Origin of the sequence: Paenibacillus sp. GM1FR (assembly GCF_002803315.1) — a bacterium.
GTDB lineage: Bacteria > Bacillota > Bacilli > Paenibacillales > Paenibacillaceae > Paenibacillus > Paenibacillus amylolyticus.
Genome location: NZ_MKZL01000005.1, coordinates 1 through 22964, shown reverse-complemented (window position 1 = coordinate 22964; position 22964 = coordinate 1). Strand labels below are relative to the sequence as shown.

Annotated in this window: 23 protein-coding genes and 1 pseudogene; 18 read left to right on the top strand and 6 right to left on the bottom strand. The window is 37.0% G+C overall.

From position 1 onward, the window contains the following. Positions 1–82: 82 nt before the first annotated feature. Complete coding sequence (locus tag PAEAM_RS03210) at positions 83–337, bottom strand: helix-turn-helix transcriptional regulator (protein ID WP_223200032.1); 255 nt, start codon at positions 335–337, stop codon at positions 83–85. 602 nt (positions 338–939) lie between these two features. On the opposite strand from PAEAM_RS03210, the gene PAEAM_RS32450 reads away from it, so the two are divergent. Both PAEAM_RS32450 and PAEAM_RS03200 read left to right on the top strand, forming a co-directional pair. After that, a complete protein-coding gene (locus PAEAM_RS32450) occupies positions 940–1071 on the top strand; it encodes a hypothetical protein (RefSeq protein WP_279303083.1) in 132 nt (43 codons plus the stop codon). After that, positions 1071–1430: a hypothetical protein gene (locus PAEAM_RS03200; protein ID WP_100526623.1), complete on the top strand. Its 360-nt coding sequence runs from the start codon at positions 1071–1073 to the stop codon at positions 1428–1430. The genes PAEAM_RS32450 and PAEAM_RS03200 overlap by 1 nt, the downstream gene beginning before the upstream one ends. Before the next feature lie 593 nt (positions 1431–2023). Here PAEAM_RS03200 and PAEAM_RS03195 read toward each other — a convergent pair. Beyond that, on the bottom strand, positions 2024–3031 hold the full coding sequence (locus tag PAEAM_RS03195; protein ID WP_100526622.1) for an HD-GYP domain-containing protein: 1008 nt from the start codon (positions 3029–3031) through the stop codon (positions 2024–2026). A 641-nt stretch (positions 3032–3672) separates the two neighbouring features. Here PAEAM_RS03195 and PAEAM_RS03190 point away from each other — a divergent pair. Beyond that, entirely contained in the window at positions 3673–4077 is a 405-nt protein-coding gene (locus PAEAM_RS03190; protein WP_100526621.1) for a hypothetical protein, read from the top strand. On the opposite strand, the gene PAEAM_RS03185 is transcribed toward PAEAM_RS03190, so the two are convergent. From PAEAM_RS03185 to PAEAM_RS03175, 3 genes are all read right to left on the bottom strand, one after another. After that, positions 4074–4850, bottom strand: coding sequence for a LytR/AlgR family response regulator transcription factor (locus PAEAM_RS03185; RefSeq protein ID WP_100526620.1), 777 nt, complete (start codon positions 4848–4850; stop codon positions 4074–4076). The two genes, PAEAM_RS03190 and PAEAM_RS03185, sit on opposite strands and share 4 nt — an antisense overlap. Positions 4851–5365: 515 nt before the next feature. Beyond that, entirely contained in the window at positions 5366–6103 is a 738-nt protein-coding gene (locus PAEAM_RS03180; protein WP_100526619.1) for a hypothetical protein, read from the bottom strand. Beyond that, positions 6093–7400, bottom strand: coding sequence for an AAA family ATPase (locus PAEAM_RS03175; protein WP_165789815.1), 1308 nt, complete (start codon positions 7398–7400; stop codon positions 6093–6095). The genes PAEAM_RS03180 and PAEAM_RS03175 overlap by 11 nt, the downstream gene beginning before the upstream one ends. 791 nt (positions 7401–8191) lie before the next feature. Here PAEAM_RS03175 and PAEAM_RS03170 point away from each other — a divergent pair. Beyond that, positions 8192–9205 (top strand): thermonuclease family protein, encoded by a 1014-nt coding sequence (locus PAEAM_RS03170; RefSeq protein WP_100526679.1) that lies wholly within the window; start codon positions 8192–8194, stop codon positions 9203–9205. 105 nt (positions 9206–9310) lie between these two features. Beyond that, entirely contained in the window at positions 9311–10039 is a 729-nt protein-coding gene (locus PAEAM_RS03165; protein WP_100526617.1) for a hypothetical protein, read from the top strand. 222 nt (positions 10040–10261) lie between these two features. Here PAEAM_RS03165 and PAEAM_RS03160 read toward each other — a convergent pair whose 3' ends face one another. Then, positions 10262–10540 carry a hypothetical protein gene (locus tag PAEAM_RS03160; RefSeq protein WP_100526616.1) on the bottom strand — a complete coding sequence of 93 codons (279 nt, stop codon included), beginning with the start codon at positions 10538–10540 and terminating at the stop codon, positions 10262–10264. A gap of 500 nt (positions 10541–11040) precedes the next feature. Between PAEAM_RS03160 and PAEAM_RS03155 the strand changes: the two genes are divergently transcribed. The 13 genes and pseudogenes from PAEAM_RS03155 to PAEAM_RS31570 all read left to right on the top strand — a co-directional run. After that, positions 11041–11892: a chemotaxis protein gene (locus PAEAM_RS03155; protein ID WP_100526615.1), complete on the top strand. Its 852-nt coding sequence runs from the start codon at positions 11041–11043 to the stop codon at positions 11890–11892. Between the two features lie 321 nt (positions 11893–12213). Then, positions 12214–12387 (top strand): hypothetical protein, encoded by a 174-nt coding sequence (locus tag PAEAM_RS03150; RefSeq protein WP_243391253.1) that lies wholly within the window; start codon positions 12214–12216, stop codon positions 12385–12387. 423 nt (positions 12388–12810) lie between these two features. Beyond that, positions 12811–13506: a metallophosphoesterase family protein gene (locus tag PAEAM_RS03145; protein WP_100526613.1), complete on the top strand. Its 696-nt coding sequence runs from the start codon at positions 12811–12813 to the stop codon at positions 13504–13506. An 82-nt stretch (positions 13507–13588) separates the two neighbouring features. Beyond that, a complete protein-coding gene (locus PAEAM_RS03140) occupies positions 13589–13876 on the top strand; it encodes a hypothetical protein (RefSeq protein ID WP_100526612.1) in 288 nt (95 codons plus the stop codon). A gap of 252 nt (positions 13877–14128) precedes the next feature. Continuing rightward, positions 14129–14299 carry a YggL 50S ribosome-binding family protein gene (locus PAEAM_RS31665; RefSeq protein ID WP_165789814.1) on the top strand — a complete coding sequence of 57 codons (171 nt, stop codon included), beginning with the start codon at positions 14129–14131 and terminating at the stop codon, positions 14297–14299. A 345-nt stretch (positions 14300–14644) separates the two neighbouring features. Beyond that, on the top strand, positions 14645–15898 hold the full coding sequence (locus PAEAM_RS03135; protein ID WP_100526611.1) for a hypothetical protein: 1254 nt from the start codon (positions 14645–14647) through the stop codon (positions 15896–15898). Between the two features lie 871 nt (positions 15899–16769). Next, positions 16770–16868 (top strand): annotated as a pseudogene (locus PAEAM_RS32670) (IS30 family transposase); the annotation flags it as partial. 401 nt (positions 16869–17269) lie between these two features. Continuing rightward, on the top strand, positions 17270–17920 hold the full coding sequence (locus PAEAM_RS03125; protein WP_100526610.1) for a hypothetical protein: 651 nt from the start codon (positions 17270–17272) through the stop codon (positions 17918–17920). A 225-nt stretch (positions 17921–18145) separates the two neighbouring features. Then, positions 18146–18982 carry a zinc ribbon domain-containing protein gene (locus PAEAM_RS03120; RefSeq protein WP_100526609.1) on the top strand — a complete coding sequence of 279 codons (837 nt, stop codon included), beginning with the start codon at positions 18146–18148 and terminating at the stop codon, positions 18980–18982. A gap of 70 nt (positions 18983–19052) precedes the next feature. Then, positions 19053–20375 carry a type IV secretory system conjugative DNA transfer family protein gene (locus PAEAM_RS03115; protein WP_100526608.1) on the top strand — a complete coding sequence of 441 codons (1323 nt, stop codon included), beginning with the start codon at positions 19053–19055 and terminating at the stop codon, positions 20373–20375. 36 nt (positions 20376–20411) lie between these two features. Next, complete coding sequence (locus tag PAEAM_RS03110) at positions 20412–21008, top strand: hypothetical protein (RefSeq protein ID WP_100526607.1); 597 nt, start codon at positions 20412–20414, stop codon at positions 21006–21008. Beyond that, positions 21005–21559 (top strand): hypothetical protein, encoded by a 555-nt coding sequence (locus tag PAEAM_RS03105; protein WP_100526606.1) that lies wholly within the window; start codon positions 21005–21007, stop codon positions 21557–21559. The genes PAEAM_RS03110 and PAEAM_RS03105 overlap by 4 nt, the downstream gene beginning before the upstream one ends. 6 nt (positions 21560–21565) lie before the next feature. Then, positions 21566–22964, top strand: a 1399-nt coding sequence (locus PAEAM_RS31570) for a putative sodium/potassium/calcium exchanger (RefSeq protein ID WP_207765551.1), incomplete at its 3' end; no start/stop codon positions are given.

Below are 22964 nucleotides of genomic sequence, written 5' to 3'. Positions count from 1 at the left end.
AACTCGTCCGTGTACATTCTTCTTACCGAATCTCTAACGCACTGATTCCAAAGTTTAAACTACGTAAAAAGAGCCGTAATGTTTAACGGCTCTCTTTGTTGTCTTCCGGTATGTATTCCATTACGTCCATAAGACTGTAGTCTTTTCCCGTCATCGCACGTAGAGTATCTATTATAATACTGAGAGTATTCAAGTCAACCCGTTTTGTTTTGCCGTCACACAAGTCATAGATGAGGTTAGGTCTAACTTTAGCCTCCCGCGCGAGGGCATTTCTGCTTACATTTGCCGCGTCTATTGTTTCCCCTAATTTAATTTGAATCGACATTGCCAATTCCACCTTTCACCTCCCATCATACCCTATCGATAAACAATTTAAAATAATCACTTGACGATTAACGCCTGCCGATATATAATTAAACAACCTTTATCGTTAGGCGTTAAACATAAAGTGTTAAACTCCTGATAATATTTTTTTCGAAACTATTCACAGTAACATCGTATTGGTCCACGATTTATCCGCATGGAGGAAAGAAATTATTTCGAACATTACTGTAATCGAGAAGGTAGACGACTTTGATGGATTCATCCGTATTGAGTACGGTGTCACACTTTTAGATGAGCATTACGCTATTAACATTCACCCTGACTATAATATCGCTGTTATGGAGCGCGTTAGCTTTGTTGGAGTAAAGTACCTCACGACTTACGGAGAAATCTTCGATCAAAAGGTCGGTGACATTAGTTTCACCCATAACATCCGCGAAATGATCGCGGTTGAATTACTCCAAAAGCTTATTCCCCAGGAGGCAACTTCATCGTAACGCACTTGTCGTCCGGAAAGCAGCGAGTTATTCTATCGGGAGCATTTCGGGGGATTCTCGGATTGAATCCGCGTACAACCGAAGGAGTCTGATTTATTATCGGAGGAGGAAAGTATAAATGATTGCAACTACAAATATGCCAACTACGCGTAACAACTGGGAATATAACAATTCATATAAGCGAAACTTTAACCATATGCTCATATTCGTTTACTGTCTTGTACTTATCGTGAAGGAATTGATCGCCTAATGACAGCGAAAGTTGAACTCGAACTAGCTTCGATGGTACTTGGCCCATTTGATGAGGATCTCCAGTACGTATTGTATGAAGGCTATGTATTGAATGGCCGCCACATTTTCATTATGGATTCTGGCGACCTTTGGTTGCGCCAGGTACACAAGGCTCCGAACATGGATCACCTTTATATCGACGGAGACTCCAGCGGGCTAATTATTGCCAATGAAGTAGAAGGCATGGACGTCCGCTTACTTATAGAAACGATTATCACGGAATTGATGCAGATAAACGGTCTCCAGTTCCTTCTCGATATCATGCTATGGACGAAGGATCGTAGCGACCTGAACCTCAAGCTCGAACACCTTCGATGAACCTAACAGCCCGAGAACGATGACGTACGCCATGGAAACGTAATGTACTGAGTTAGTGGGGCTGAACGCTGACATGGATCCCTATGCAGTTCGTAGTTTATCCGGACTTTACCGCGCCAACGGTTGGTCCGGTGCTTATAACGCGATTGAGAGGCAGCCTGTTAATCCGGAACAGGCACCGTTTGTACGTTTAATATTCCTATAAATAACAACGTTAGTTCCTGTTTATTTTTTTGCAGAAAATTATATAGTCATGTCCCCAAATCAGAAAAAGTGTCCTACCCATATATAGGGGGATTCTTAAAAATACCCTAGACTCTAATCGGTCGGCATTAACAAAGCTACGAAAATTTTTCGGAAAATGTGTTATAAGAGATTGGGAGTCGTTTAGTACGAGCATATCCGTGGTTGACGTGAGCGGAGGTAATGTCATTGAATGAAGTAAATTCAATATGCTGTCTCAACTCGTATATGTATATTTTCATTCTGTAATCCTACGTTCTTCCTCATGATAACCACAAGGGTATGGTATTCTCTCAAGCATACATATCCCGTTTGGAGGTTTTACGATTTTATATTAAAATGCTCACAAGTTATACACTTGCGAGCATTTTTTCGTGTTGTTCCATAACTCTGAAAAGGCTTGGATCTTCTTCAAGACATTGAATGAAAATCTCAACGATATAGGGATCAAATTGATGACCAGCGTTATTTCGAAGTTGCTCTATAGCGTAGTTTACATCTAAGGCAGGCCTATAGGACCGACTGGTTGTCATTGCATCGAAAGCATCGCATATGGAAACAATTCGTGCCGGCAGAGGAATCTCATATCCGGATAATCCTCTCGGATAGCCCCTTCCGTCCATTCGTTCATGATGATAGAGAACGATCTCACTAACACCTATAGTTCGGAGCTCTTCAATCTCATTAATAATATGAAATCCATATTCGGGATGCTTACGAATAACAGCAAATTCAGATTCCGTAAGCTTTTCTGTTTTAGAGAGGATGTTCTCAGGCACTCCTACTTTTCCGATATCATGAAGAAGCGCACCAATCTCTAAATAATAACTTTCACTTTCATTAAGCCGTAATTTTTCAGAAAGTGCCTTTGCGTATCGGCTGACATTTGTTGAATGAGAAGCTGTATAAGGATCTCGAGCATAAACCAGTTTAGAAAGAGCGCTAATTGTATCTTTAAAGAGTGTGCTCATATTCTCATTTTTTCGGATCAGTTCATGATTCATCGCATTAATTTGATGATTTTGAAGTTTTAATGTTGCTGTCAATTGGTTAAATCCATTTTCCAAAATACTAAATTCATCCCCTTTAGGATGAGCTCTATCTACAGAATTTCTGACTGAAGCTGTATCAAATTTTTTAATGACCTGTAATAGCGGCTTCATAATAGGTCCTGCAACCATATAATTTACGCTGGAGTTTAAAATAAAGCATGCAGTATACTTTAGGATCTCATAAGATAAAATCTCAACTGTAAACCGATCATTACCTACAATATACCCGCTGAAAAGGTTCACTGATATTAGAAGTGTCGTTGCCATAATGCTAAAAAGAGTAGCCATTTTGATCCTCACAGCCATCTGAATTTCCCTCCCAAAACAAAAAAAGCCCACAGCAATCCCTTTGGATTACCGTGGTGCTTCCACGTTTGATATTTTATTATCTATATTATACCAGAATATAGTTCGTAATCAAAATAAAAGATTTCCCCAAAAGCACCCTGAATTAAGCTGACAACTCTCGAGATAGTGGAGGCTTTCTTTGTATGAGGAAAAGGACCTACCTATTCGTTGAAAAAATAACTCTATTCATTCTAGTACGATTCAAGTATACTATGGTTAATTGAATACACGGTTCTGGAAGCACCAGAGGTTTAGCCGATCGAGAATTCTCGATTGACGTACCTTTGGTGTTTTTTGTTGTTTTTATGGGGTACTCTATACGTTCACACCTTGGATTTGTTGTTGTGGTAGTCAAATAACCAAACAATAATGACGATCCAAACTTGTTTGATTGTAGATGAATAATGTACAACGAGTACTCCATAAGAACCACCTATAGGGGCGGTATTCAATTTATTCCTTATTAACCTAAAGAGAACATTTGAGACATAACTTTGAACATTTCGAACAAATATACTTTAATAGTCCTACATGGATTGGTATATTAGTCATGTCCCTAATAGTTCTTTAGGATTACGTCAATGAGAGGTGCATGCAAGATGTATATGTCCAACGATTCATATTTAGAAAGAGAAAACCCACTAGTGCGAAAAAATAACGAAAATCTCTATGATCAAATTAAGCTCTGCATTATTTCCGACTATTTCCCAAGAACACTTTCCAAGCTCCCCAGTGGCACGATGGAATTCTTTGTGAGAGATGGAGAACTAGCAATTAACTATCACACTACAAAAATTGGACTCAGGGGTCCCAAGCAGGGTTTAGCAGGCGAGGGGATGAACCGTAGCAAACTGCTAACACTGTTATTACTTTTAGAGGATCAGATCACTGGACATCCAGCAATTGATTATGGAAGCATCACAATTACATACGAGCTCCTTGAAAATGGTGAAGTAGATGGAGAAATCGAGTTCAAAACACAAGTAAACCACCGGCGACGCTAAGTACTTTGTGTACGAAATTTCAAGAATAGATCACTAGCATCCATATAGTTTTTTTTAGTTAAAGGGACTTTTTCAGAAGTATAGTCTAATGAAACGTTATAATTTTTTGTAAACATACCATCAGGTTGTATAGCCGTGATATACAGTATGTTAATGAGATAGCTTCTGTGCGAATATACTAAGTTTGGCGAACACATTTCCTTAATCTCTTTAAGGTGTGTACTCGTCTCAACAGTTGTTCCATCTTTGAGGTGAACAATGTATCTATTACGATACTGTTTATCCTTCTCAACAAAGATGATCTGATTCTCTGCGACAGTTACATCACGGTAATTCTGCTTTAATACAACCCAGTTTATAGCTTCTGCTACTTCAGCATCAATTAGCTTTTTTGCATATATCAGTTCTTTAGCTTTGTTAATCGCTCTCTTAAATCGATTTTCGTTCACGGGCTTTGTTATATAATCAACGGATTCAAACTCAAATCCTGCTAATAGATGTTTAGGACTGATAGAGCCTGTAACGAAAATGATTTGTGGATGAACACCCGATTGCAGTACTTCTTTAAAGGCAGTTATACCGTCCATTTTTTTTAGTCCTATATCTAACAAGATAATATCCGGTTTATGTAATTTGGTTTCCTCTATTAAACGTATCCCGGATGATACACAGGAGACGACGAATAAATCCATTTCCTCTAAGTACTTTCTCAACAAAGACACTTGATGTATGTCGTCTTCTGCAATTATAACCTTATATCTTTGTTGTTCCACAGACTTACCTCCTATACTGAATTACCTGACTAGCTTTAGATCACTGCATAACTCTACTCATGATTACCTTCAACGAATAGCATCTGTACTTCTTAAGAATCAAATCTGATTTTAGTAAGAAGATATTTGAAAAATTGTTTAGATATCTAAGGATCAAGTTGTTTTGTTGAACGATATTCTACATTTGACTAGAGATTTAAAAATGTCTCGGAACCACACGGTCACCATTAAAATTGAAGGTAATACCGTTCTTAACCACAAGAGAATAATACCTTTTACTCAAGATCATTTGTGTCGTATTGTGTCGAAGACTGTACAATAAAACGCATTTATAGTTTAAACTTCTTCAAACAACGAATGAAGAAAAATCATTATATTTCTTATTTTGATTCCCATTTAAAATTGAAAGAAAGTAGAGTGGCCATCTTGCAAGGATATTAAAAAACAAAAACAACCATTGCCTTTCAAAAGTAAGGTAATGGTTGTTTCAACTCTTGCCCAAGATGTGGTAACTGCTATTTCTTTGCTGCTAATAATTCCTCAAGATAATCATACATTAACGCCGCATTAGTATATCTTTGTAAAGAATTATCCCCTTGAAAAATAAAATCCCAAGAATCACGGTACTTATCAGTGATATTTGAAAGTGCTGGATGGTGTTGCTTCAGCAAACTTTCTACGTTCACTTGCCCTGATTGTTTGCTCATAGCTCCGACTATCTTTTTTACTTTTTCATTATCTGGAACATTCAACGCATCAAAAACCAGATGCTCTAAATTTTGAGAAAGGTAAAACAATCGATATGGAATTTCTGTACTTTTGTAAGTAATGTTCATTAATTTCCGGGCATTAGACGTATGTTCTAATTTTAGTTTATTACGCAATTGCATTTTCAGCTGTTGATCATCCGAGTTTACATAGATCCCTCGATTATGATACCTTATCTTGTCTTGTTGCTGCTGATCCACAATGACATACTCATCATTAGCATAAGCACCATCTGTGTCAGTAAAATGTATGATGCCTAGAAAATCAGAAATTCTTAAATTATCTAATCGATCTTTGAAGAACGTCCGTACTCGGTCCCTAATGGGGATATTCTGTTGGTTAAGGTCTGTAAAAATGTCACCATGATAAGCTTTGATATGGATGTGTTCATCTCTACAGATCCTTTGTAACTCTTCAAAGAAGAAAAGACTGTCAGATTCGCCTTCCACTATAACAAATAAAGCCTTCTTCCTTTTATTCGCCATCCTGTAACCCTGCCTCTATAAAAGAACGCACAATATTTATTGGATTGGTTTCTTCATACAAGAATTCAGATTGACCGCCTACTAAAATAGCGCGTAAATAAACGTTCCGCATATTATTGTTTTTCTGAATACCACTTAATTTAATATATCTTCTGTTCTCATTAACTGTAGTGAACCAAACATTCTGTGGGGAGAGCTTTTCTAGAACTCTCAAGTTATGAGAAGTAAATATAAGTTGACCTTTACTATGATTTTGGAATATTTCGATAAGTTCACCAAGCAGGTATTCAAAAACTCCTGCATCAAACTCATCTACGACAACTATTGCTGAAGGATTGTGAAAAGCAGATATTAGAGAAGTTGTCACAGCAAATAACTTAAGAGTTCCGGCCGATTCAACCTTTAATGGTAAAATTTTATTCCCTTTAATTGAAATAAATTCTGCTCGTACTCCTTCTTCTCCATTAGTTAGGGTTGTGGCTCCCATATTTTTAAGCTGTACTTTCAATCCTGGAATAATTGCACTCACAACAACATTGTTTCTTTCAATGACATCTGCGAGATATTTGTAATGCTCTTTGGATAAGGATACCGGATCATTAATATCATAGGTGCTGTTTTCCATTGATTGTGAACTTAAGTCATTAAATAAATAAGATGGGAACACGCCTTCTTGCAAGTTCTTTATTACTAATAGATTTTTAGAAAGCTGATTCCTTAAGGCTCGATAAATTACTAACTCGGGACCATCAAAAAGTTTATCGGCTTGACTTCTAACCATCTTCCCAAAAAATAATGAACCTTCTACTTGATCAGATAGTAACTTGATACCATTTAAAAGGATCTCAAATTCTTGTTTTGGTTTACGTCTTAATTCAATAGGCTTTCTTTCATCATTTTCGTAATGGAACATTTTACGGTACGATTTTTCCTTTGTGCTCACACTTTCCATCTGAACAACCATTGTATCTTCTCTATACTCCAAACTAACTTTGTATTTAGCTTTGTAGCAATTCGTATCTTGTTGTAGTATGAATTCAAACTCCAAAGAGAGTGTTTTTTCACCCTCATAAATTAACCTTTGATTCTTACCTGGAAGTTTCTGACCATTAAGTAAACTCTTCAGAAGTGACAATGCCTCAACTACAGCAGTTTTCCCTGAACCATTTTGACCATAAAAGCCCACTACTTGTGCATCCAAAATATTGTCGTTGTTTAGATCTAAATCAACTTTACCGTAACGAACATTTTTTATATTCTGCATCTCTACAGATAAAATTTTTACTTCACAATTCAAATTCAATACACCACGCTTCCTTAACTTCATACACTTATTATATCACTTTATGAGAATCAAATACATTATTATCAATAAAAATTATTGAATATACCATTTGTAAGTCGTCATATTTGCAATTTAATTATAATTATCTCTTAAAAATGTTTAAACCATCAACTTTCAACACATGGTAAAGATGCAAAATCGTTAAGATGATAAATTGTAGGTTGTAAAAGTAAAACAAAATATTAGCAATGAGAGACTATAAAAAGGAAATCATTTATTTATAGCTATTTACCATTCCCATAACAGACATACAATCGGCACATAATGAAACTCCATACGTTTTACTTCACTCTTATGATTGCAGCGGCTAACTCCGATCATTCTGAATTAAAATGTTGAGGATTATAATACAGCACTGGAACAAGCTGTTCATGGTGATTTTCAGTCCATGTAGATCTGGTCGCAATTGAAGTGAAAACAATTTAGAGCTGATGTTTATCCAAAGTAAAAAATGCAACAGGTAAAATGTTGGAATCATACCACCAACATAATCCTATGAAATGCATTTTTATCTTTGCATTTACAAATTAGTATAAGACAGTTTCGTTATTTTTCTTTTGAGGAGTTTCGATTGAGGAGATAGCGTAGTTACTTTTGTATTAATGCAATCCCAAAAAGATATTGATTTTATATATACCACTAATCTTTTCGGATTTTTGTATCTTCAGACCTAGATAAACATATTCCCAATTACCTAATTATGTTATAATCCATTTCGGTACAAATTTACTAAGGAGGATGAAATGGGAAGAATAATTTTATACATTATTGTTATAGCATTCATAATTGCTGTAATCACTAAGTTTTTCTATCTTCTTGTCGCTGGTGCTCTAGGATACTGGGCATATAAGCAATTTAAAAAGAGTCAAACCAAGGGAAGTAAGCAAACACTGACTTATGTCTTAGGAGCGTTTGCAGGAGTATTTCTAATTTTGTTTGTAGGATCACTTTCTTCTGATACAGCAAACAAAACAGAGCCGATCGCTGTGGTTGATACTAAAGAGGACAGCTCATCTAATTCTGAGACAAAAAGCAATACAGCAGATGTTATAGAGACATCCCAGAGCTCAGATTCCAAAGGAAAACAAACTCAAGGAACCCAAAATAATCATAATAGGTTTCCTGCTACTTTAGTTGAAGTAACGGACGGCGACACGTTAAAAGTTACGGTAGAAGGCAAAGAAGAAAAAGTTCGTTTACTACTTATTGATACACCGGAATCCGTTCATCCAGAGAAGGAAGAGCAGCCTTTTGCTAAAGACGCATCCAACTTTGTAAAGAAGCAGGTTGCCAAAGGGAATATGGAACTTGAATTAGATGTTTCGGAACGCGATAAATACGGGAGATTGTTAGCATATGTATGGATAGACAATAAAATGTTAAATGAGCAACTACTCGAATATGGGTTAGCTCGTGTTGCTTACATATATCCACCGAATACGAAATATGTAGATCAATTTGAAGAAATCCAGAAACAAGCACGTGTAAAAGCAAAGGGGATCTGGAGTATAGAAAACTATGTCCAAGACAGCGGCTTTGTTGAACCTAAGCCTGCGATTGAAGAGCCGGTTGTTGTCACGCAAGCACCAAGTGTTGAAAAGAACAACGAAGTTAAAAACGAATCAATTGTAACGAATGTGTACTATAAAAACTGTGATGCTGTCAGAGCCGCAGGAGCTGACCCGATCTATGAAGGGGAGCCTGGATACAGTCGTAAACTTGATCGTGATGGAGACGGTATTGGTTGTGAAAGATAAGTAAGTCAACTATCTCAACAATGGTTCAGATACATTTATGCAGATAATTTTATCTGGCTTAAGTATCTTTATCAGTTTTTGAAACTTTTGAAGGGTTGTGTAGAAGTGAAGGAATTAAAAAGAAGAAATATAGCATTATCTATTATAATTAGTTTGATGGTCGTTGTTTTATCTGCCTGTGGTAAGCCAATAACGGAAGAACTTTATTCAGAAACCGTCTCACAAGATGTGAAGAATAGCACTCAACTTACACAAGAGGAAAAAGATTATTACAGCAAAGCAATTGAGAACGCAAATAGTGAAAGTGCAGATCTTTCTGCTAAAACCGTTAGTCAAATCATAACTGGTGAAAAAGAGAGACAGCTAAGAATAGCGGAAGAAGAAAAAAAGAGACAAGAAGAGATTAAACGTAAACAAGAAGAAGCGGAAAAGGAAAAACAAGTTCAGCTTAAACTTTTGAATGAGTCCATAAAAGTTGGCTTAATTAAGAAAAGTGTGACCTACGCAGACTCGGATAAATGGATTTTCAGAGACATCATTAACATGACACTTGATTTGAATAATATTTCTGACAAAACAGCCAAAGGATTTCAAGGCGTCATCAGTTTCAAAGACATGTTTGGAAATGAGATCAAATCACTTAACGTAAAATACGATAAAGCAATCAAAGCTGGTTCATCCGCTTCTTATGATGGTAGCTTTGAAGTGAATCAATTTATGGATGAGGATAGCGAGCTACGGGATACACCACTCGAGAAGATCACAGTTGATTTTCAGATGGACCAAATCATCTTTGATGACGGAGTTACTGTGAAGCGTAGCGATATGGAGTGAAATATTACACTGCATCGATCATAATTGTGAGAAATTTATAAGAAGAAAACATATTAAACAATAGAGATTTCTTTGCTAAAGGTAAAACTAATTTGTACAACGAGTATGAAGTTGTTTAATTTAGGATTCTCTAAAAGTATAACTGTCATCTCAAAATTGAAAAATGACACGCCTTAACAAAAAGGCGTGTCATTTTTTTAACCAGTATCCATTATGAAGACTTTAAGTCTGTTCTATTGTAGGTTGATGTTCACCATTTATAGAACTGACTATACATTCATTGGGCAAGACTCCAATTTTATTGATTTCACCAATTTTCCATTCTTTTGTAAAGGATATTAGTTGTCCATCTCCATATTCACTGAAAGACACTTTAGTAGATCTTCTTTCATGCCCGACCCATGGATAATCTTGCTCAATAATATCGGTAGGAAGCTGGTGGATTGAAATCCTGTGGAACTCACCTTTGATGATAACACCGCACTCGATTACTTTCTCCATTGTAACCCTCCTTCTTAAGATAAAATACTGTTTGCATTGCTTATATAAAAATATCTAAAGGCTGAATACTACACAACCAAGCTTTGCAGAAATCAAGTTCTACCACAATATTGTTTCACTACTCATCATATTTTTATTCAACAGTAATCATTGTATCCATTGAAGTGATTTTATTAATTCATTATGTAGAAACTGGATCAGCCCTACTGAGACACATTCTTCAATTCGTAGTAATAGAACTCAATCCAAAGCATGGATATGCAATCATTTTTTCTTTTTAATTCAGTACTTGATAATTTAATAAATGCTTCTAATACACATCCATCACTTACCTATATTTAACAACTACAGCTTTATAAAAAGTGTGTCTAATGCTCATTCATTTGGCGAGGTCCCATCTGAACCGTCTACTTATAAACCATTGTTTGTAAAGCAGTGTATAAAATCAGAAAATTAATTGGATATTAATATCGAAAAATATTCTGATTTGGAGGGGTACAATGACTAAGCCTATAGCTGTATTAATTATCCATGGACTGGGCATGCAAAAGGAAAACTTTGCAGAGCCTTTTATACATTCCTTAAAAGATTCGTTTAAACAATATAATACTTTGGAGATCACTCAAGAGCCACTCATCATAAAACCCGTTTATTGGGCACAGATATTTGAGGGGAGAGAAGAAGAATTAAAGTGTAAGTTATTCCATGGTCATGACTTACATTTTGAAAAGCTAAGACATATTATGTTTCACTATTTGGCCGATGCTGTGGCATACCAACCCCTGGAAGTTAATGATCATAATTACATGGCAGTACATAATACGATCAGTACGGCTCTTCATGAGTTATCTGAGGAGGCAGGTTATGATGCTCCTCTTTGTGTAATATCTCACAGCCTAGGTACCGTGATCGCAAGTAATTATTTTTACGATAGACAGAATTCAGCACAGTGGAAGCCAAAAATAATCAATGCTGATTCAGCGCTTGAACGTGGAGACACTTTAAGCTTATTTTATTCCTGTGGAACAACACTGCCTTTATGGAGTTTACGTTATAAAGATTTTGATAAACCTATTCAAGTTCCTAGTCCTACATTTGCAAGTTCTCAACCTGATTTTACGGGAGAATGGGTGAATTTTTTTGACAATGATGACATCCTTGGTTATCCGCTGAAACCCGTCCATCCAGCCTATGAAAAAGTGGTTAGTGAAGACATACAGATGAACGTAGGCAATTGGAAAAGTTACTGGAATCCGCTTAGCCATAATGGATATTTCTCTAGCCAAAACGTAATTGATCGTATAGTTCAAGGTTTGACAAGAACTTGGGAAACCGTGAATAAGAATGATTAAGCATAAGTATTCAAAATGATGGATATTTCAAAAAAAGTGCTCAACTCATGCGAGAACGAAGGGAATTAGTTATTATTTACAGCGAGATTCTGAAATCAAAAAATGGAGCAAAAAATTAGATGTAAACAGTATTGGTATCTGAATACAGCATGTAGGTAGAAAACAACTAATCATATGTAAACAGGAAAGTGAGCGTATTCCACAGGGTGAATGTTTTTGATCTTGATGATACGCGATTTAACTAATCGAAGACCCAAATGTACTCAGATCTGAAGGTGTTCTGACTTAATTGGATTTTGTTTCTGAAGGGTGAGGGACACTTTGCAATATTTAAGTCATGCTTCGGAAGCTAGACGATTGTATGAGGCTAGACAGAAATATCTGCATGATGAGGCTTCTATGCTGGAAAGTGCAAAAATGGCTGGAGTAAAGAAAGTGGCCAAAAATATGCTTGAAATGGATTTGGATATCACAACCATTGCAAAAGCCACGTGATTAACAGAACAAGAAGTTGAAAAACTTGAAAAATGATAATAATCAGATCTATTTCTTGTCCTGCTGTCTGAAAGAGTTTTTAGAAGTACAAAAAAATAATTAACATATAAAGCCGCTAGTATAGTGGCTTTTTTTGCATTTAAAGAATTAAAGTTACTAGTTCAACTTCACCCTCAGGAAAGTTGGAATTAATCATTTTTCTTGGGGCGAATTAATGCCAGGTCATGGTCTCAAAAGAAATATAGTGGGTACACAAGTTGACAGTGTATTAGTATAGGCATTTGTATTTTATTTATGATGCTTGGAGTAAATACAAAATTATTTCCTTTTAATCTGTAAAATAATGACGTTCTGGGATTTTAACTTTATAATGTAATGAGATGGTGGAACTACTCAATAACCTGAATTAATCGGAGTGAGTTTATGATCTATATTACGGGAGACATCCATGGAACCATTAGCATCAATAAGCGACTAAATAGCCGGAACTTCCCACAACAGAAACACATGACAAAAGATGACTATGTCATCATTGCTGGAGACTTTGGATTGTTATGGGATGATAGTAATGAGGATCGGTACTGGCTTAAGTGGCTAGACAAAACCAAGCCGTTCACCACTCTTTTTGTAGATGGAAATCATGAAAATTTTGATTTGCTAGAGCAGTACCCTGTTGAAAGCTGGAATGGGGGTGAAGTACATAGGATAAACAAAAGCGTGATCCACTTGATGCGAGGACAAGTTTTTAATATTGAAGGTCAAACGTTTTTTACGTTTGGGGGAGCTGCTTCTCATGATAAAGAGTATCGAAAAGAGGGTAAATCGTGGTGGAGCCGTGAAATGCCTTCGCAAGCGGAATACGAAGAAGGATTAAGAAACTTAGATAAAGTTGACTGGAAAGTAGACTACATTATAACTCACACATGCTCAACAACTGCCTTAAAGTACATTGCAAACTGTTGTGACCTTCACATGGATTTGGACGAGATGCATCCATACTTTCAGGGAATAGAGCAAAAAGCCAATTATAAGCATTGGTACTTTGGTCATTTCCATCATGATTTTGAGTTGCCCAATAATCTGAGGCTATTGTATACGGATATGATACGGATTAACTAGAAGAAAAGACTTGAATTAGAAAAACTATATTATAAAAATTAAAAAATAAGCCTACATTACAATGTATTCCAAGGAGGAAAAAATGAAGTATTATCCAATGACAGATGACGTGAAAAAGTTTAGTAATAATCAGAGATTTGCATATAATGTCGTGGTGAACCTCTACACTTGTAAAGATGAGAAAGATGATTATATTAATAAAAATGTTCGTATTGGTTCCAATGAGAAACTCAGTGAGGAAGAACTTATACAAAGAGCAACAAATGTGGTTAATGGATTGATTGATTCAAAGGAGGAGTTCAAGCATTACGATCTAGTTAAAATTGTAGGAATTACTTTTGCAGGTGCCTATGATCGACATTTAAAATAACATAGTTATTGATCGCAGGTCACCTTACATACGATTACTTCAAATTTAAAGGAGGTTTCCGTAACCTCATCTTTAACTTATGATGCGCTCACAGTCTTACAACCTTGTCGATATCAGGATCATTCGAAACGACCTACTGAGAATTATCTTTAGGGAGTAAAACTGATAGAACCTTTAAATATCTTAACTTTGAACGAGTGGATATTACTTTAAAAGTTGTGACAATATAACCGTTGGGAAGGAGGATAGAGTATGAAAAAAGGAATAGAAGTTAACGGTACAGTTTTTGCCAATCAGGGCGATGTTGATAATGATGAATTTCTTGATAAATTTATAGCATTTATTGAGTCAAATGGATGGGGGTTTGGTGGAGGAAGCAAACAGATTGATGAAGATGGAATGACATTTGATATTGATGTATAACACCAGCTGTCTGACTAGATACAGTGTACGGATGTTATTTGCTTGTTTGTCTTCATACTCTTTTGCGCAAAATTTACTTTAGCTCGCTTGCAAAACAAAATTAACGCTTGTTGCATTTATATCCTTGGTCACAGTGATTTGTCTACGGTATAGATTAATCAAAATGGGAGAAAATCCAACTAAACCTAGAGCAAAAGACACCTATAATAGAGGGATCGTTTGCATCCAATTTAAATTGCATAGGTAGATACTTTAAGAGAAACAAAATCGATTCAGGAACTTTACTGTTAATCATATTAATATTTCGTCGTGTACATAGAAGCAAACATAAATAAGAGAAGGGCTGTGCCAGTATTGAAAGGAAAGATATCTAAAAGGTTGATAGCAATTTTCGTAGTTTTTACATTGTATTTAGCCAGTACAAATCAGATGTACGCAGAATTCACCGAATTAAGCTTAGAGGAGCACGGAGGGCTACAGCAGGAATGGGTACATACTCTTCCTAAAGAATTTAATTATCTGAGCTTTGATCTAGGTTACAATCCTCAAGACAATATTAACCGTGCTGCTGAGCTTGTCATGCTAAACCCGGGCACTTTGTCTGGTAATAACTTTGGCCTATACACGATAAATAATAAGACAGGGAAAATTGCCTGGGCGTACGACATTAAAAATAAAGTGAAGAATTTTTACCCTTTGAATCACGCTTGGTTCTATAACGAGAGCGGAAGTATATTCTATCAATATTCTACGAATCACGGGAAAACGTTTAATATTCTTAGTTTGGATGCGAAAGGAAAACGTATATATGAGAAGAAGGATTTAAGTTTCTCAAATATCTATCCGTATAAAAACGGTATTGTTCTACAACAAACGGATAGTCTTAAAAATCAGTCCCGTTTTATCACACTAAATTCCAAAGGAATAACGACAAGCGAGACTGTGTTAGGTTATAAAACTGAAGTACTGACTTCTGGTTATGTACTCCATTTTGTAGGTGAGAATAAAATCGAGGTTTTTAAAGATGTAACCTCTTTGAAAAAGCCGTTATTTACGATTAACTCCAAAAAGTTTGGTGGTTTCTACGTTGCGGGTTATCATCAACTAAATGGCGGTACACTAATTGTAGAATATGCAAGATCCAATTCATATGGTGGACAGAAATTAATGGCCTATGGAGTTAATGGTAAACTCAAATGGGACACCGTGCTTGATAGAAACACGAATATTTCTATGCATTCAACCGGAAGTAAACTATTAATTGATAACAAATCTGAACACATTATCACTTTATATGATCATAACTTCAAAAAGCTGTTTTCTCGTACGTATGAAGGAGAGCTTAATTTTAATGGTTTAATGAGATCCTATCGAAACGATAGCTATATTGAGTATACTAGCTTTGGGACCATTGATGACAAATGGGGAGAGAGGTATACCTTAATGAAAGATAATGGAGACATTATACTTAGTAAATACTTTGTTTTAGATGATGTGCATAAGAGTAACTTTGCATATGACTCGTCCGAAAATGTGGTCTATCGCACTGTGATTAGCGACCACCAATATAAACTGATTAAATACAAGGTAACTAAATAATAGTTGGAGTGCCGTTGATAACAACAATCAACGGCTTTTTATATTCTATGAAGATTCAATACTTTATTTGGAATTTAGTAATGAACTTAGTTTCTGAAATAACGTGTAGAATGAAGCTTCCTACACCACATTCATACAAGGTGAAACCACCAGGACTACACACATATTAGTATAATGGAACGCAGAAAGCTGAAAATCCTCCACCAACAGGAGAAAAGTGCCAGGCCATCGCCCATGTTACTGGTATTATCATGCCACCATTTGTCGAGAACTCCGTTGGAAACGAAACGCGGAATTCCTAACGTGCGCAGCGATCTCAGGAGAAGCTATGTTCAGCGACGTATGACCTCCATCCCCTCCAGAAAATGGTCACTACAGCAGTTTATCCTCATCAAAGAAAAACTCCGGGTTACATGGCCTCCTGAGCAAATTGTAGAATGTCTTCGTCAAGAAGGACAGTCTGTAGTCTGCTTAAAACGATCGTTCGTAGGCAGTATACAGACCTTTGGTGAAAGGCATACCTTACTGTGCTAGTCATACAGGTAAACGGCAGAAGACTGCCGAGACACGTGTCAAGTTCGCTTTGGGTATGACCATCTCTCAGCGTCCGAAAGAAGTTCGATCCCGCGAAACCTTTGGCATTGGGAGACCGATACGATTGTCTCCTGCTGTGGGAAAAGCAAGGGCAGTTTAGTTAGCTACGTTCATCGAACGTAGGACCCGCCTATATACCGCCATTCCCATGCCTAACCATATAGGTTTGTCCATAGAGATTGCTTTTGGTAGCAGCTTCGCTGTACCCTGACGGTGCATTTCAAACCGCTCCTGCAGATCGTGGCAAGGATTTGCCTGCTACGCCAGCCTGGAAGTCGCTCATGGGCTACAGGTGTATTTCGCAGATCCGTATTTTCCCTGGCAACGCGGCTCGAATGAGAATGCCAATGGCCTCTTGCGAGAGTTTTCCCCAAGGTGACAGATTGCGCATAAATGACGGATGAAGCCTTGGAGACTACATTGCGCTTAATCAACCACAGACCACGAAAATGCCTTGGGTTGGAGAACCGCTCACGAATCCTTTTTAGAGGAGCTGTCGTGCTTAGCTTTACAATCCTTCATAAGTGAATTTGCTTATACCTACGGTGTTCTATGTTTGGTACAGTTGTATATCAAATGAAAGTAATTAATAACCATAACCTAATGCAGGTTTACAAATGAATGTTACAATTTCACATAAAATAGAGAAATATTATATTAAACCAATTAATTATATGGTTCTTTAAGACTAGTTATATTTGTTATTTTATAAATATATAGACCTATTTTTATTGTGCTGATATAATAATGGAAAATGTTAGGTTGGAGGATTGAATAATGAAACAAAGAGTAAAAATAATATCTGCGTTCCTGTGTGGTGCGATATTTTTCTCAGGAGTTTCTTATGCAGCGGATAATTATTTAAAAGCTGTACCTGTGAAAAATAGCAAAATACTAGTTAATGGTTCAGAGGCGTTATTCGAAGGTCAAGCAGTTACGATTAATAATCGCGTATACATGCCATTAAAGGAATTAGGTCAAGAGGTTGGGTTTTCTGTTTCTTCTGGAAGTGTTATTCAAATCAATAAGTTTGAAAAGCTGCCGCTTACTGTTACACGTGAGGGCGTAACTATCACTTTAAATTCTCTAAGTAAAATTGATGGTAAAGTACAATTAAATATTACAGTGAAAAATAATAGCAATAAGAGAGTTGATGTTGATCTCTCGCAAGTTAGAGCAGATGATAATGTTAAAGGTAGAAAGATGTACACGACTAGTGCATCAAGTTTTTTCACACCAATCAATGATAACTGGAGTCTAGCCTCTAAAAAATTCTTAGATGATCCAGTAGATAGTAAAAGTGAAGTGACGGGCAATATGCAAATATCAAGTGTTTCGAAAGGAACTAAAAACATATATTTTTTCTTTGAATCACATAGCATACCAACATCATTTTCGTTTTATGTTGATACAGAAGGATTGTTTTAATTTGATAATGTAACGATAGGCCAAAGATAGAATCAAGTTACCATTTACGGTTGAAATAACACTGTTAATAACAGTAAGTCCGATATGCTATATGGAGCATCACACTTCAATACCAATTACATATATCTACACATGTAACGAGTGCGGCATATTACGAGAGCCACTTTAGAGTGAAAACAAAAAAGAAGAATACTAGTTAGTAGACCTAATAATGGAGGAATAGAAATGAATATGGTTCGCGGTATTACGTTGGCTGAGAACGAGATTGTCATCCGGGAATATGAAGCCTCAGCTTTATATGTTCCTAAAGGAGAAGGGTATGTAATTGTAACGAATCGGAGAGTTATCTTTACTGGTAACTCAGAATCTGTTGCGGGTACTGGACTCATCATCCGAGATGCTAAAATCGATACAATTACCGGTGTCATGGCAGGCCTAGTTCGTCATCGTAGTTTCAAAATGCTTATCTTTGGAGCTATTATTGGACTTCTTGGCTTGATTATGACAATGAATAATTCTACATTAATCTCGTGGATTTTACTCATTATTGGTTCCATAATGGTGTACTTTGGCTTGAAATCTAAAGGCGTGTTGATGCACATCAATATTTTTGGAGCACAATCTTCTTCCGCACTCAGCGTAGCAGTTGAAGCAAGCACGTTATTCTCGCGCGTAACAAATAACCAGGCACTCATGACAATCACCGCTGCTGCACCAGGCCGTCATACTGAACAAATGCTGCGTGAATTAGGAGCTCTGATTCAGGATGTACAAGTAATGGGAGATATGGCGATTGAAAAATGGAAAGATATACCCATGACAGAAGGAAGCATACTGACCATTCCAGTAAGTGAGCAACTGTCGTCTTCTCTCAATACAGTGATACAAACTGCAAACAAAGTTAAAGAAACGACTGTTACAGCATCTCGTAATCTACAACAACAAATGAATAAAACGGAAGATAAGGATCCTTCAGATTCACTAACAAACCAGTGCAAATGTGGCACTGCTTATGGAATAAACGCTGTTTTTTGTCCAGAATGTGGTGCAAAAACGAGTTAACAAATACATAGATTGAGGAAAAAAGAGCCAATGTTTTCTAATGGACTCTTTTTTTCTGAGGAGGAAAACCTTGAGTCTTCTGAAAAATAATATTGTTAATGGTCAGCAACTTCATACACTAACACCTAATGAAGTAAAATGGATAGATGAGCCTCAGGCCAATTATGGAATACCAGGAGTAGACCGAACAGGAGTTATGCTGCATCCTTTACTTCTTCAACGTCATCTTCTCTTTGTAGGTTCGATCGGAAGCGGAAAGACAGTTTCCATGGATCATGTTGTTCGTGCACTACGTAGCGGGGCAACAAGTGACGATGTGTTTATCTTCTTTGATGCCAAAGGGGATTATTTGAAAAAGTTCTATCGAACAGGAGATTACGTTCTCACTAACGAAAGTGATAATGTAGAAGGTAGGGTACGATGGAACATCTTTCAAGATATTATCGCGACACCGGTAGAGAAACGAGATGAAGTCATCTGGGAGATCGCTTCTTCTTTATTTAAAGACGATATTGAGCGATCGTCAGCACCCATCTTTGCGACAGGAGCTCGAGACTTATTGGCTGCTATTTTAAGCGCAAAAGTAAGGGGAATGGAAAAAGAAGGGGGAACCGAGGATCATGAAACCCTGATTCAATGGGTAAAGAAGGCAAGCGATGTTTCTATTCGAAATTTGCTGTTAAATCATCAAGATTTATCATGGGTTCGTAGTTACATAAGTAAAGAGAATAATCCAAACACCAACCAATCTTTCTTGATGCATTTGTATCAGAACCTTTTTGGTGTGTTTAATGGTGCTTTTAGAGAAGCAGGAGACTTTTCTCTCACTAAATCAATACAAGAACGTGATGGTAGAGCCATCTTCCTTGAGTACGATATTGCAAGTTCAAATGTATTAAAACCAATCTATACGATGATCTTAGATATTGCTATGAAAAATATACTCGGTACTAAAGAGGAACAGTGTCGTGGAAATGTATATTTCATTCTTGATGAATTTCCACTTATTCCAAAGCTAAACTATATGGATAACGCACTGAATTTCGGACGTTCCCTGGGTGTTCGAATCATCGCAGGTATTCAAAACATCGGACAAGTGAAACATGTATATTCAGAGTCATTGGCAGATAGTATTTTGAGTGGATTTGGTACGGTATTTGCATTCCGACTCTTCGATGAACCAAGCCGCTCCTATATCACAAATCGTCACGGGAAAAACCAACGGATGATTGCTTATTCCTCATCTAATGCAAACAAAGGTATACAAGAACATCTCGTAGATGGAAATGTTATTGAAGACTGGGATCTTACAGATTTAAAGATTGGACAATGTATTATATCACCATTTAATGGAGAGCCTTTCCGTTTCTACCCAGCCAAACCTAAATCTTAAGGATGTCAACATTAATAGAGTAGGAGTGATTTTATTTTGATTAATAAAGACCTGAGTTATGTGCGTGTAGGCAGAGGTCTCGGAGAGTTTCCGGCGGACAATGAATCTAAAATGTTTGTGGTAGCAAATGGTTTTCAGGAGTTTGAACTAAGTCAATTTGAATACACCGTTTGGGAGCAAATCCATCGCTTTGAAACACTAGCATCTTGGGAATCTGCCATTCTACAAAAGGTTAAAAACATTCCGAATTTTGATTTTTCAAAAATTGTTCGTAGACTCATCGAGAGAAATCTCATTATGCCATGGTCTTTTTCCGACATGAAAGATAAGAATTTGATAAACCTACAAGTAACACGATACGGATATGCACATGGTCTGATCAATGAGGAATATCTCATTGGGGATTCTAATGCAAATAAGACCTTTGTATTCACCAAAGATCAATACGATGTGTGGAATGCAGCTGCTGGGAAGGTTATGTTGCTTGAAGTGATTGATACCCTAATGGATCAACGCGGAATTAATTTTGAAACTGCGATCTCACTGTTTAATATACATGGTCTTAAATTATACAAGCTTACCCTATGGGGACTAGAGTATGTAAATGCAGACCAACTGGAGGTGCAAGCATGAGTTCAATTATGATTGGTGCTGGTCAAGAGCTAGGAAAGTTTCAGCATAAAGATGGCCTTGTTCATTATGGGGTGCAATTTGAGAAACAACGATTGCTGCTCGAAGAGCATCGTTATAAAGTGTGGCAAGTTGCACAAATGGCATCTTACAGCGTTGAAAAATTCACAGTATTACTGGACCTGGAATTGCACGTTATTCAAGGTCATATCGATGCTCTTAAGGAGCAAGGACTTGTCTTTGAATCGAGGGACATACTTTCAAATTCTTTTAGAACAAAACATATTGCTATTACTAAAGGGTACATAGAATTAAAAAATGATGGAGAGTATGAATTGACAGAGTTCCTTGGCGCTCCTCCTGTATCACTACCATTAATCACAGCTACTGTTTGGCGTTTGGCAAATCCTCTTTTCTCATTAGAATCGCTTGTTGAAAATCTTGTCCAAGTCATCGATATGCCTAAAGTTGATATTGTAGTCATGTTATCCGAAGCTATTATATTTCTGGTCAGTAATGGATTTATGGCCATTGACCGTTTACCCGAAGCGTAAAAATCAATGAATATAAAGGACATAATAGCAGGTGCATCCAAAAAGACAAGCGAAGCGACACAAAAAGTAAGAAGTAGCACGGTCAACTTATATAGGAATCAAAAGGCGAACTTACTTGTTGGCAAATCTCCTGAAGCACATATAAAATCAACAGAAAGAATGAAGGAAGCTCTTTCTGATCCAAGTAAAATGCCGAGATACAGTTTAGAAGACCTGATAAGTAAAATCCATATAGGATTAGATGTAGGAACAGAATTAGGATTATCCGGATTAAACCATTATACAAAGGTTTTCGATGCTTCAACAGGTACAACCTTGAAACAAAGTGTTAAAGATACATTAGGTCAAATAAGATCTGGTCTTGAATACTCATCACACGCTACAAAATTAAAACAAAGCCAATTGGAGAAGTACCAGAAAAGTTGGGATAACAAAACTCCCGAAGAAAAGCAAGTTCAATTAAATAAGTTGCGAGATAAAATTCAAGAGAGAGAAAATCTTGAGAGTCTTTATAATAAGTTGCATTCTGAACAAATTGACAAGGAGCAAGGATTAGAAAATTATCAGGAAACCTTAAATGCGGCAAAAGATGAAGAGAATGAAAATAAGGATTTAGAACATTTAGCAGCACAACAACAGGAAATAGAAATCTCTAGGAACATTGAAACAGACCAGGTCGGACAAAATTCTATCTCGGAGACTGAATTAAAAGAAGACTCTTTAGATGAATCTTTAGTTTCAGAGAGTCTATTTGGTAGCGGATTTGAAGATTTAGAAAATATGGCAGCTGAACTTCAAAAGCAAGAAGAGATTAATGTGGCCGAACAACAGGGGCCTGAAGTTCAGCAGGAAGAATTACAACTGCAGGAACTAGAAGCTGAGCAAGAAGAATTTCAACAACAACATAAAACTGAAGCAGAGCAAGAAGATGCTCAGCAACATGAAGAACCTGGAGCGGAAGAAGAAGATGTTCAGCAGCAGGAACAATTGTCTGAACTTGAGGTCGAACAAGAAGCAGAGCAGGTATCCGAGCCTGAGGTAGAGCAGGAATCAGAGCAGGTATCTGAACCTGAGGTGGAAGAAGAAGCAGAACAGGTATCCGAACCTGAGGTGGAACAAGAAGCAGAACAGGTATCCGAACCTGAGGTGGAACAAGAAGCAGAACAGGTATCCGAACCTGAGGTGGAACAAGAACCAGAGCAGGTATCTGAACCTGAGGTCGAACAAGAAGCAGAACAGGTATCTGAACTTGAGGTGGAACAAGAAGCAGAACAGGTATCTGAACTTGAGGTGGAACAAGAAGCAGAACAGGTATCTGAACCTGAGGTGGAACCCGAGCAGGAGCAGCTATCCGAACCTGAGGTGGAACAAGAACCAGAGCAGGTATCTGAACCTGAGGTGGAAC